This window comes from Oerskovia rustica, assembly GCF_014836555.1.
Taxonomy (GTDB): domain Bacteria; phylum Actinomycetota; class Actinomycetes; order Actinomycetales; family Cellulomonadaceae; genus Oerskovia; species Oerskovia rustica.
On sequence record NZ_JACSQQ010000029.1, the window covers coordinates 37,614 to 49,057 of the forward strand.

9 protein-coding genes are annotated in these 11,444 nt (G+C 71.3%); 7 read left to right on the forward strand and 2 right to left on the reverse strand.

All coding sequences use genetic code 11. The features are described 5' to 3' along the window. Window positions 1–36: 36 nt before the first annotated feature. Together H9652_RS15260 and H9652_RS15265 are read right to left on the reverse strand one after the other, a co-directional pair. Window positions 37–1,089: an Fpg/Nei family DNA glycosylase gene (locus H9652_RS15260; RefSeq protein WP_191797002.1), complete on the reverse strand. Its 1,053-nt coding sequence runs from the start codon at window positions 1,087–1,089 to the stop codon at window positions 37–39. Between the two features lie 30 nt (window positions 1,090–1,119). Further along, a complete protein-coding gene (locus H9652_RS15265; protein ID WP_191797003.1) occupies window positions 1,120–1,578 on the reverse strand; it encodes a ribose-5-phosphate isomerase in 459 nt (152 codons plus the stop codon). Window positions 1,579–1,637: 59 nt separating this feature from the next. Here H9652_RS15265 and H9652_RS15270 point away from each other — a divergent pair, with 59 nt between their 5' ends. The 7 genes from H9652_RS15270 (at window position 1,638) to H9652_RS15300 (ending at window position 11,387) form a co-directional block, all read left to right on the forward strand. Continuing rightward, window positions 1,638–3,692 (forward strand): M13 family metallopeptidase, encoded by a 2,055-nt coding sequence (locus tag H9652_RS15270; RefSeq protein ID WP_191797004.1) that lies wholly within the window; start codon window positions 1,638–1,640, stop codon window positions 3,690–3,692. Between the two features lie 398 nt (window positions 3,693–4,090). Continuing rightward, a complete protein-coding gene (locus H9652_RS15275) occupies window positions 4,091–5,467 on the forward strand; it encodes an MFS transporter (protein WP_191797005.1) in 1,377 nt (458 codons plus the stop codon). Further along, window positions 5,467–6,432 (forward strand): alpha/beta hydrolase fold domain-containing protein, encoded by a 966-nt coding sequence (locus H9652_RS15280; protein WP_191797006.1) that lies wholly within the window; start codon window positions 5,467–5,469, stop codon window positions 6,430–6,432. The genes H9652_RS15275 and H9652_RS15280 overlap by 1 nt, the downstream gene beginning before the upstream one ends. A gap of 43 nt (window positions 6,433–6,475) precedes the next feature. After that, window positions 6,476–7,609 carry a crotonobetainyl-CoA dehydrogenase gene (gene caiA / locus H9652_RS15285; RefSeq protein WP_191797007.1) on the forward strand — a complete coding sequence of 378 codons (1,134 nt, stop codon included), beginning with the start codon at window positions 6,476–6,478 and terminating at the stop codon, window positions 7,607–7,609. Beyond that, window positions 7,609–8,814: an L-carnitine CoA-transferase gene (gene caiB, locus H9652_RS15290; protein WP_030150948.1), complete on the forward strand. Its 1,206-nt coding sequence runs from the start codon at window positions 7,609–7,611 to the stop codon at window positions 8,812–8,814. The genes caiA and caiB overlap by 1 nt, the downstream gene beginning before the upstream one ends. Window positions 8,815–8,908: 94 nt before the next feature. After that, entirely contained in the window at window positions 8,909–10,441 is a 1,533-nt protein-coding gene (caiC, locus tag H9652_RS15295) for a crotonobetaine/carnitine-CoA ligase (RefSeq protein WP_191797010.1), read from the forward strand. 91 nt (window positions 10,442–10,532) lie between these two features. After that, window positions 10,533–11,387: a MaoC/PaaZ C-terminal domain-containing protein gene (locus H9652_RS15300; protein ID WP_191797008.1), complete on the forward strand. Its 855-nt coding sequence runs from the start codon at window positions 10,533–10,535 to the stop codon at window positions 11,385–11,387. The last annotated feature ends 57 nt before the right edge of the window (window positions 11,388–11,444 follow it).

Consider the following 11,444-nt stretch of genomic DNA (forward strand, 5'->3'; position numbering starts at 1 on the left):
CCAAACCACGCACTCAGCGGTCGGTGAGATCCCGGGTCACCGCTGGCACGTCGGGCACCAGTAGAGCTTGCGAGCCGCGAGGTCCTTCATGAGGACCGGCGTCCCGCACACCCGGCACGGCAGGCCGTCGCGGTGGTAGACGTAGAACGCCTGGTCGGCAAGCACGGACCCGGCGGTGCCGTCGGTGTTCTGGCGCACCTCCTGACGCCCGGCTCCCGGGCGAGACGGCGCTCCCGGCGAGGTGGCGCCGTCGGGCTCGCGGTCCTGGGGACGGGTCGTGACGATCGCGCCCGTGGTCGCGCCGTCACGCATGAGGACGACCAGGTCGTCCCAGATCCCCCGCAGCGTCTCGGCGGGCACGTCCCTGCCCGGGGTCAGCGGGTCCAGGCCCGCACGGAACAGCACCTCGGCGCGGTAGATGTTGCCCACCCCGGCGACGACGTCCTGGTTCATGAGGAGCTGTCCGACGGTCGTGCGCGAGCGCCGCACGGCCGTCACGAAGCGTTCGGGCCCGCCCGCCGGGGCGGGGTCGTCCCGGATCGGGTCGGGGCCCAGGCGCGCCTCGACCGCGCGCACCTCGTCCGCCGAGACGACCTCGCAGGCCGTGGGGCCCGTGAGGTCAGCGACCGCGTGCTCGCCGAGCAGGCGCACCCGTACCGCGCCGCGGGGCGCGGGAGGAGCCCAGTCGTCTCCCGGGGCGGGGAGCGACGCGAGCGGACCGGCCGGGACCGAGTCCCGCTCGCCGATGCGCCTGCGCGGCGCGCCGATCGCGTGCACGACGGCGGCGCTCCCGTCGCCCGCGAACGTCCAGGCCCCGTAGAGGCCCAGGTGGACGCGCAGCCAGCGCAGGTCGTCGTCGGGCGGCGGTCCGTCGGGTCCTGCGGCAGCTTCCGCGGACGGGTCCGCGAAGCCCAGGAAGAGCTGCTTGCCCCAGGCCCGGGACGCGACCAGGCGCGCGCCGTCGAGCAGCACGGCCCCGGCCGCGAACCGGCCCTGCGGGCTCGAGACCGCCAGGACCTGCCCCGCGAAGAGCTCGGCGAACGTGCGCGCGAGGCGGTGGGCCGTGTGGCCCGCAGGCCCGGGCCGCACCGTCCACCGCGCGCACGGTGTGGACGGACGTCACGCCTGGTGGCGCGAGGCCTCGTAGGCCGCGAGCTGGTCGATGCGGCGCTGGTGGCGCTCGTCACCGCTGAACGGCTCGGCGAGGAATGCGTCGATGAACGACGTGGCCTCCTCGACCGTGTGCTGGCGCCCGCCGACCGAGATGACGTTGGCGTCGTTGTGCTGGCGGGCCAGCTTCGCGGTGTCGAGGTTCCAGGCCAGGGCGGCGCGCACGCCGTCGACCTTGTTGGCGGCGATCTGCTCGCCGTTGCCCGAGCCGCCGATCACGACGCCGAGGCTGCCCGGCTCCGCGACGACGGCCTCGCCGGCCGCGATGCAGAACGACGGGTAGTCGTCGAGGGCGTCGTACTCGTGGGCGCCGTGGTCCACGACGTCGTGGCCCGAGCTCTTGAGGTGCGTGACGAGGTGAGCCTTGAGCTCGTACCCCGCGTGGTCCGCTGCAATGTGAACGCGCATGGCCCCATCATCCCCGATGCGCTCCCCGCCCGCGCCCCTGCTCGCATAACCTGAGACGCATGACACAGACCACACCCTCCGTCACGGGCGGGGACCTGACCGCCACGGGCGCTGCGCCGACGACGGCCTCCGGCATCGACCTGTCCGCCCTCGACCCGGCCGTCCGTCCGCAGGACGACCTGTACCGGCACGTCAACGGCCGCTGGCTCGAGACCCACGAGATCCCCGCCGACCGGTCGATGGACGGCGCGTTCCGCGCGTTGCACGACCAGGCCGAGGAGCACGTGCGCGAGATCATCGACGACAGCGCCGCCGCGGCGCAGGCCGGGGACGCCACGGGCGTCCAGGCGCAGATCGGCGCGCTCTTCGCGAGCTTCATGGACACCGACACGATCGAGGCGCGCGGCGTGAGCCCGCTCGCGCCGGACCTCGCGCTGATCGCTGCTGCCACGAACCAGGCCGAGCTCACGGGCGCCCTGGGCGCGCTGCAGCGCACGGGTGGCGCGGGCGCCTTCGGGTTCTGGGTCGACAACGACGCCAAGGACCCCGAGAAGTACGTCGCCTACCTCTATCAGGGCGGGCTGGGCCTGCCCGACGAGGCGTACTACCGCGAGGAGCAGTACGCGGAGATCCGGGCCAAGTACGTGCCGCACGTCGCGCGCATGCTGACGCTCGCGGGCGTCACGGCGGACACCTGGGGCGCGTCCCCCGAGGAGGCCGCCGAGCGGGTGCTGGCCCTCGAGACGCAGCTCGCGGCGCACCACTGGGACGTCGTGCGCGACCGCGACGCGGACCTCACGTACAACCCCATGACGCTGCGCGCGCTGGCCGACTCGGCCCCGGGCTTCGACTGGCACGCGTGGGTCCTGGCCCTGAGCGCCCCGGCCGGCTCGCTCGACTCCCTCGTGGTCCGCGAGCCCGGCTTCGCGACGGGATTCGCGGAGCTCTGGCAGTCCGTCCCGGTCGAGGACTGGAAGCTGTGGGCCGTCTACCACCTGGTCTCGGCGCGTGCCCCGTACCTCACGGACGAGCTGGTCGAGGCGAACTTCGACTTCTACGGCCGCACGCTGTCGGGGGCGCAGGAGGTCCGCGAGCGCTGGAAGCGCGGAGTCTCGCTCGTCGAGGGCGCCCTGGGCGAGGCCGTGGGCGCGGTGTACGTCGAGCGGCACTTCCCGCCCGCGCACAAGGCCCGCATGGAGGAGCTCGTCGCCTACCTCGTCGCGGCCTACCGCGAGTCCATCGAGGGTCTCGACTGGATGACCGAGGAGACCAAGGTCAAGGCGCTCGCCAAGCTCGAGGCGTTCACGCCCAAGATCGGGTACCCGGTCACGTGGCGCGACTACTCGGCGCTCGTGATCGAGGCCGACGACCTGCTGGGCAACGTGCGCCGCTCCAACGCGTTCGACCAGGACCGCGAGCTGGGCAAGATCGGCAAGCCGCTCGACCGCGACGAGTGGTTCATGACCCCGCAGACGGTCAACGCGTACTACAACCCGGGCATGAACGAGATCGTCTTCCCCGCGGCGATCCTCCAGCCGCCGTTCTTCGACCCGGACGCCGAGGACGCGGTCAACTACGGCGGGATCGGGGCCGTGATCGGCCACGAGATCGGGCACGGGTTCGACGACCAGGGCTCCAAGTACGACGGCGACGGGCGCCTGGAGGACTGGTGGACGCCCGCGGACCGGGCCGAGTTCGAGGTCCGCACCAAGGCCCTCATCGCGCAGTACGACGCGTTCCGCCCGGTCCAGCTGCCCGACGACGGCCCGCACGTCAACGGCGCGCTGACGATCGGGGAGAACATCGGGGACCTGGGCGGGCTGTCGATCGCGCTCAAGGCGTACCGCATCGCGCTGGGCCGTCCCCTGTCCGAGGCGCCCGTGGTCGACGGACTGACGGGCATCGAGCGCGTCTTCCTCGGCTGGGCCCAGGTCTGGCAGTCGAAGGGCCGTGACGAGGAGGTCGTGCGTCGTCTCGCCACCGACCCGCACTCGCCCAACGAGTTCCGCTGCAACGGCGTGGTGCGCAACCTCGACGAGTTCTACGAGGCGTACGACGTGTCGGAGTCCGACGCGCTGTACCTCGCCCCCGAGGAGCGCGTCCGCATCTGGTGACGTGTGGGCGCCGCGCGTCTCGCGGCGTCACGTTCGAGCGGCCCGGCGGCCGGTGCAGCCCCCACGGGCGCTGCACCGGCCGTCGTCGTCTCCCGGGAGTGCCCGAGTCGCCGTCGGGCCCCCTGCCGGGCGGCTCGTCGTACCGGGCTGAGCGCGCCATTCTTTGTGAAGAAAAGTACAAGCCGCTTGTTTCCGCGCCTCGCGAGCCTTCATGGTAAACCCTACCGCCCGGTAAGGGGGTTCTTGCACTCAAGCCCGGCCCCTCCTCTACTCAGGTCCGCAGCGCCCCCTACGCACCTTGTCGTCATGACGCCGAAACCCTCCCGTGTCATCTCCTCGAGGGCGCAGTGTGGTCCAGGTCGCACTACGAGAGTGCGTGACAGCTCTGAGGAGGGCACATGGCGATCGTCGCCAAAGGAGAGAAGAAGGCCGCGGACCTCACGACCTTCCGTCGGTGGTTCATCCTGATCCTGGTCAGCGCCGGGAGCAGCACCATCTACGGCCCCGCCTACCTGAAGCAGGCCTTCTACGACGCGCAGAAGTCCGCGCTCGGCCTGTCCAACACGCAGATCGGCGCCCTGCTCGGCGCCTACGCCATCACCGCGACGATCTGCTACCTGCCCTCGGGCCTCGTCGCCGACCGTGTACGCATGCGCACCCTGTGCTCGACCGGGTTCGTCCTCACCGCGGCCCTGACCTTCTGGTACGCGATGCTGCCGTCGTACGGCACGCTCCTGCTGATCTTCGTCGCCATGGGCATCACCACGATCCTGCTGTGGTGGGGCTGCCGCTACAAGCTCGTGCGACTGATCTCGGCCGAGAACGAGTACTCGCGCAACATCGGCATCAGCTACGGCTTCTACGGCCTCGCGGGCTTCCTCGCCGGTCTCGTCGGCACCTGGGTCCTCTCCCGCGCGGCGGGCGACGCCGCCGGCGCCTTCCGGACCTTCCTCCTCTTCTACGCCGTGCTCATCCTCCTGCTCGGCGTGCTCGCGTTCGTCATGATCCCGAAGTTCGAGGGCGAGATCGGCAGCGTCCGCTCCGCCAGGCAGGTACTCGTCGACACCGGGCGCGCCCTGACGAACCCCGTCGTCCTCATCACCGCGGTCACCGTCTTCTTCGTGTACTTCTACTACACGGGTGTCAACTACGCGACGACCTACCTCACCTACCTCGGCGCCGACGCCACGCTCAACAACATCCTCAGCGTCCTGCGCCAGTACGGCGTGACCCTGTTCGCCGGACCCGTCTTCGGCGCCCTCGCCTTCCGGGCGAAGAAGCCGTCGCGCGTCATCTGGATCGGCTCGCTGATCGCGGCGGCCGGCATCGCCGTGCTCGCGATCGTGCCCGTGCCGGGCGTCCTGCCCGCGGGCACCGGCCTGATCCTGTCGGTGGCCCTCATCGGCGTCGCGCTCGGCTTCATCGCCAACGGTGTGTTCGGCATCGTGTCGTCCCAGCTCACCGAGGGCAAGGTCCCGCTCGCCGCGTTCGGTGCCGCGACCGGGGTCGTGTCGCTCGTCGGCTTCCTGCCGGACACCTTCTCGAGCACCTGGTTCGGCTCGATCATCGACAAGGCCGACGCCGCCGGGAACGAAGGCGCCGCCTACCCGCAGATCTTCTGGATCCTCGTGGGCTCCGCCGTGGTCGCGTCCGCGTGCGCGCTGCTGCTGAACCGCTACGTGCGCACCAACCAGGCGAAGCTCGACGCGCGGTACGAGGCGGCGCAGGCTCTCGCCGCCGGCGAGTCCGCCGAGCCCGAGCCCGTGAACGCCTGATGTCCGCCGTCGACGTCCTCGCCCGCCTGACGCCCCGCATGCGCGAGGTCCTCGCCCTCCAGGAGCGGCTCCAGGGACCCGCGCTCGCCCCCGACGCCACCGTCCGCGAGCAGCGCTGCCGCTACGCCACCGAGCGGGTGTACTGGAACGAGGGCGGCCCCCGCATGGCGCGGACCGTCGACGACACCGTGGCCGGGCCGTACGGGCCGGTCCGGATCCGCCGGTACCACCCTGTCCAGCAGGCCGACGGCGCCGCGCTCCTCTACGTCCACGGCGGCGGCTTCGTCGTCGGCAGTCTCGACACGCACGACCGCATCATGCGAGCCCTCGCGGACGCGACCGGGGCCGTGGTCGTCGGCGTGGACTACGCCCTGTCGCCGGAGGCGAAGCTCCCGCAGGCCGTCGAGGAGTGCGCAGCCGTCGCCCGTCACGTGGCGGAGCACGCGGACGAGATCGGGGTCACCGGTGGGCGCGTCGCGTTCGCCGGCGACTCCGGCGGGGCCAACGTGGCCCTCGCCGCGACCCTCTGGCTCCGCGACCACGGCGGCCCCGCGGTCGAGTCGCTCCTGCTCTACTACGGCCTCTTCGGCCTGCGCGACTCCGTGTCCCGCCGACTGTTCGGCGGGGCGTGGGACGGGCTGACCCCGGAGGACCTCGACGGCTACCTGGCCGCGTACACCTCGGACCCGCAGGACCTTCGCAGCCCCTGCCTGGACTGCCTCTCCGCGGACCTCTCGCAGGGCGTCCCTCCGACGTACCTCGTGGCGAGCGCGCTCGACCCGCTGCTCGACGACAGCCGGGCCCTCGCCGCACTGCTCGCCGCGCACGGCGTCGAGCACCGCCTGCACGTCGTCGACGGCGTCCTGCACGGCTTCCTGCACCACTCGCGGATGCTGCCCGAGGCCCGCCAGGTCCTCGCGGAGGGCGCCGCGTTCCACCGGCGCGTCACCGCCGCGCTCGTCTGAGCGCACCACGACTCCCCCACCACCCCGAACGAAAGGCCCTCTCATGGACTTCTCCCTCACCGAGGACCAGGAGCTGATGGTCCAGGCCATCCGCGAGCTCATGGCCCGCGAGAACTGGGACACCTACTTCGCCCGGTGCGACAAGGGCCACGAGTACCCGGAGCGGTTCGTCGCCGAGCGCGCCGCGCTCGGCGGCGACACGATCCGCCTGCCCGAGGCCCGCGGAGGCCTCGCCGCCGGCTGGACCCCGCGCGCGGGGGTCTGGGGGGCGCTCGGCCGGCGCGGCGGCGCGCCCGACGTGCTCTACCAGCTCCCCACGCTCGAGACCGTCCTGCGCGTCGGCAGCCCCGAGCAGATCGAGAAGATCCTCGCCCTGGTCGGCACCGGCAAGCAGATCTGGAACTTCGCGATGACGGAGCCGGGCGCCGGCTCGAGCTTCGCCAAGATGTCCACGACCTACACGCGCCGCGACGGCAAGGTCTACCTCAACGGCCACAAGACCTTCATCACGTCGTCCAAGCACGTGCCCTACCTGGTCGTCATGGCGCGCAACGCCGAGGACATGGACCAGTACTCCGAGTTCTTCGTCGACATGACGCTCCCCGGCATCAGCAAGGAGCCCCTCGACAAGCTCGGCCTGCGCATGGACTCGTGCTGCGAGATCTACTTCGACGACGTCGAGCTCCGCGAGGAGGACATGTTCGGCGGCGAGGGCGAGGGCTTCGCGCGCACCGTCGCGGACTTCGACCTGGAGCGCTTCCTCGTCGCCGCGTGCGACTACGGATGGGCGTTGTGCGCGTTCGAGGACGCGGCACGGTACGCGAACCAGCGGGTGCAGGGCGGCGAGGCGATCGCTCGCTACCAGCTCATCCAGGAGAAGTTCGCGAACATGAGGATCAAGCTCACGAACATGCGCAACATGGTCTACGAGATCGCCTGGAAGGCCGAGAACGGGCTGCTCGGCAAGGGCGACTGCTCCATGGCCAAGCTGTACTGCACGCGCGCCGCGTCCGAGGTCGTGGACGACGCCATCCAGGTGCTCGGCGGCATCGGCGTCACCGGCGACCACCGCGTGGCCCGCTTCTACCGCGACCTGCGCGTGGAGCGGATCTCCGGCGGCACCGACGAGATGATGATCCTCGCCGCCGGCCGCGCCGCACTCAAGGAGTACCGCTGATGTCCGGCCCGATCCCGGGGTTCGGCGTCCTCGAGGGCGTCAAGGTCGTCTACTCGGCGGTCGAGATCGCCGCCCCGTCCGCGGCCGCCGTCATGGCCGAGTGGGGCGCCGACGTCGTCTGGATCGAGAACACGCGCACGGGCGACTCGATGCGCGACACCACCTTCGTCAAGGAGATGGAACGGCGCAACCAGCGCTCGATCTCGATGAACCCGTTCACCGAGGAGGGCCGTGAGGTCCTGTTCTCGCTCGTCAAGGACGCGGACGTCTTCATCGAGTCCTCCAAGGGCCCCACCTACGCCCGCCGAGGGATCACCGACGAGATCCTGTGGGAGCACAACCCGCGCCTGGTCATCGTGCACGTCTCGGGCTTCGGCCAGTACGGCGTCGAGACGCGCGTCAACCGCGCCGCGTACGACCTCACGGTCCAGGCCTACAGCGGGTACATGGCGCAGAACGGCACCCCCGATCAGCCCATGGCCGCGGTGCCGTACGTGGGCGACTACTTCACGTCGCTCATGGTGACCTCGTCCGCGCTCGCCGCGCTGCAGAAGGCGCGCACGACCGGCCAGGGCGAGAGCGTCGACGTCGCGATGTACGAGGTCCTCATGCGGGTCGGGGCCTACTACATGATGGACTTCCTCAACGCGGGCACCGTCTACCCGCGCCCCGGCGCCCGCCACCCCAACCTGTGCGGGATCGGCGAGTACCGCACGTCGGACGGCTTCGTGGGCCTGTGCGTCTACGGCGTCAAGCAGAACAAGTACCTGCTGGAGCGCATCGGCCTGGGACACCTCTGGGGCACCGAGGAGTACCCCGAGGACACCAGCGCGCTGTGGCTCGACGGACCGCAGGCCGAGCTCATCGAGCGCCACCTGGACGCGTTCTGCCTCACGCAGAAGGCCGTCGAGCTCGAGGAGGAGTTCTCCGCCGTGGGGATCGCCGCCAACGCCGTGCTGGAGTTCGACCAGCTCCTCGCCGAGGACCACGTCGCCCAGCGCGAGGCGATCGTCGAGTGGGACACGCTCGACGGTACGCCCGTCAAGGGGGTCGGCATCGTGCCCAAGTTCTCCCGCAACCCCGGCAGGATCTGGCGCCCCATGCCCTCGCTCGGCATGGACACCGACGCCGTGCTGACCGAGGCGGGCTGGACCCCGGAGCAGATCCAGGCGCTCGCCGAGAACGGCACGATCCGCAGGGGCTGAGCGACCGGGTGCGCGCGGGACGAGAACCGCGCGCACCCGCCGACCGACACAGCGCGTCCGGAGAACCGGGCGCACCGAGGAACGGGTGAGGTGGATGGACATCGTGGGCAGCAGGACGCTGCGAGACCTGTGGGAGGAGCTCGCCCGCACCTCCGCGGACAGGACCTTCCTCGTCTTCGAGGACCGGGACGGCGTCGTGACGGAGTGGACGTACGGCCAGTTCGCCGTGCGGATCGTCCGCACGGCCAACCTCTTCCGCTCCTGGGGCGTCGCCCCGGGCGACCACGTCGGCGTCCACCTCGGCAACTGCCCCGAGATGCTCGAGTGCCTCTTCGGCCTGGCGCTCGTCGGCGCCGTCAGCGTCCCGTTCCACCCCCGCAGCACCGCGACCGAGTGCAACGACATCCAGCGCCGGGTCGGGGCGCGCGTCGTGGTCGCCGAGCCCGACGTCCTGCCCGAGGACGGCTACACGGGCGACCCGCGCATCCTGCTCGCCCGCTCGCAGCACGACGTGCCCGGCACGACGCCGTACGGCCCCGCCCGCGACGCCCAGCCGGACGTCCTGGTGGACCGTGTCCCGCTCGCGAGCGAGGACCCGGTCGGCATCGTCTTCACGTCCGGTTCCACCGCGTGCCCCAAGGGGGTCGTGCTGACCCACGCGAACCTGCTGTTCAGCGGGCTGTTCGTCGACTGGCAGGCCACGATGACGGCGCAGGACCGCCTCCTGACGACCATGCCCGCCTGCCACGTGAACTTCCAGCTCAACGCCCTCATGCCCGTGCTCACGGCCGGGGCGACCCTGGTCGCCGTCGAGCGGTTCAGCGCACGACGGTTCTGGGCGCAGGTGCGTGAGCACCGCGCGACCGTGGTGCAGAGCATCGCCATGATGCTGCGCACGACCATGCTCCAGCCCGTCGCCCCGGACGAGCGCGACCACCAGGTGCGCGAGGTCCTCTACTACCTGCCCGTCACGGACGAGGAGAAGGCCGCCTACGAGCAGCGCTTCGGGGTGCGCCTCCTCAACTCCTACGGCACGAGCGAGACCCTCGTCGGCGTCCTCACGGACCCGCCCGTGGGCGAGCGCCGCTGGCCGTCCGTGGGCCGTGTTGGCCTCGGGTACGAGGTGCGCATCGCCGACGGCGACGGGCACGAGGTCCCGGTCGGCACCGTGGGCGAGATCCAGGTGCGCGGGGTACCCGGCCGCACGCTCATGAAGGAGTACTTCCGCGACCCCGAGGCCACGGCGGCCGCGATCACCCCCGAGGGCTGGTTCCGCACGGGCGACCTCGGTCGCGCGGACGCCGACGGCTGGCACTGGTTCGTCGACCGCCGCACGCACTTCGTCAAGCGCTCGGGCGAGAACGTCTCCCCGACGGAGGTCGAGCAGGTGCTCACCCGGCACCCGGCGGTCGCGGAGGCCGCCGTGATCGGTGTCCCCGACCCCGTGCACGACGAGGCCGTCAAGGCGTTCGTCGTGCTCGTCCCGGGCCAGGTCGTCACCGTGGCGCAGGTGCGCGCGCACTGCGCCACCCACCTCGCGGACTTCAAGGTCCCCACGATCGTGGAGGTCGTCGACGACCTGCCCCGCACCACCACCTTCAAGGTCGCCAAGGCCGCGCTGGTCTGAGGCCGACGACACGGGGGCCGGTCGGCTCCCGCACCCGAATCCCCGCGCACGTCCCCCGGACGCGCGCAGAGCACGCAGAGAGTAGGAAACGATGGTCATCAAGACCGAGATGGTCGGCCAGTGGTTCGGCCCGTTCGAGCGCGAGTACACCTTCCGCGACCTGAGCCTGTTCGCCCTCGGCTCCGGCTGCGCGATCGACGGGCGCACCGACCTCGAGTACGTGTACGAGAAGGACATGAAGGTCCTGCCGACCTTCGCCGCGATGCCGATCGTCGACTCCGAGGTCACGCGGACCATCGACTACGGCTACGACTACGCCGGGTCGCTGCACTGGAGCTTCGACGTCACCTTCCACCGGCCGATCACCCGGCTGGACGGGAAGCTCTCGACCAAGGTCCTGCTCAAGGGTCTGTACGACCGGGGCGAGGGCAAGGGGCTGCTCGCCCAGCACGTCGGCGACACGTACGACGACGAGGGCAACCTCCTCTTCACGAACGAGAGCTGGGACTGCCTCATCTACGACGGCGGGTGGGGTGGACCGGCCGCGCCGAAGGACATCGTCGAGATGCCCGACCGCGAGCCCGACGTCGAGACCATCGAGACCATCCCGGAGAACCAGGCACTGATCTACCGCCTGTCGGGCGACTACCACCCGCAGCACGTCGACTGGGAGTACGCGGCCGAGAACGGCCAGCCCCGCCCGATCCTGCACGCCGTGAGCTTCGCCGGCATCGTGTGCCGCCACTTCGTGCGCGCGTTCGTCCCGGGCGAGCCCGAGCGGCTCAAGCGCTTCAAGACGCGCATCACCGCCTCCGTCCTCCCGGGGACCCGGGTGGCGACCCAGATGTGGCGCATGGAGGACGGGCGGGTGCACTTCCGCCTGGTGGACGCCGACGACCCGTCGGCCAAGCCGTTCCTCAACTTCGGCGTGATCGAGTGGGCCTGAGCCAGGACGACCCCCCCCCCCCCGGGGCGGCCGGCGTCACCGCGGCCCCCCGGCGGG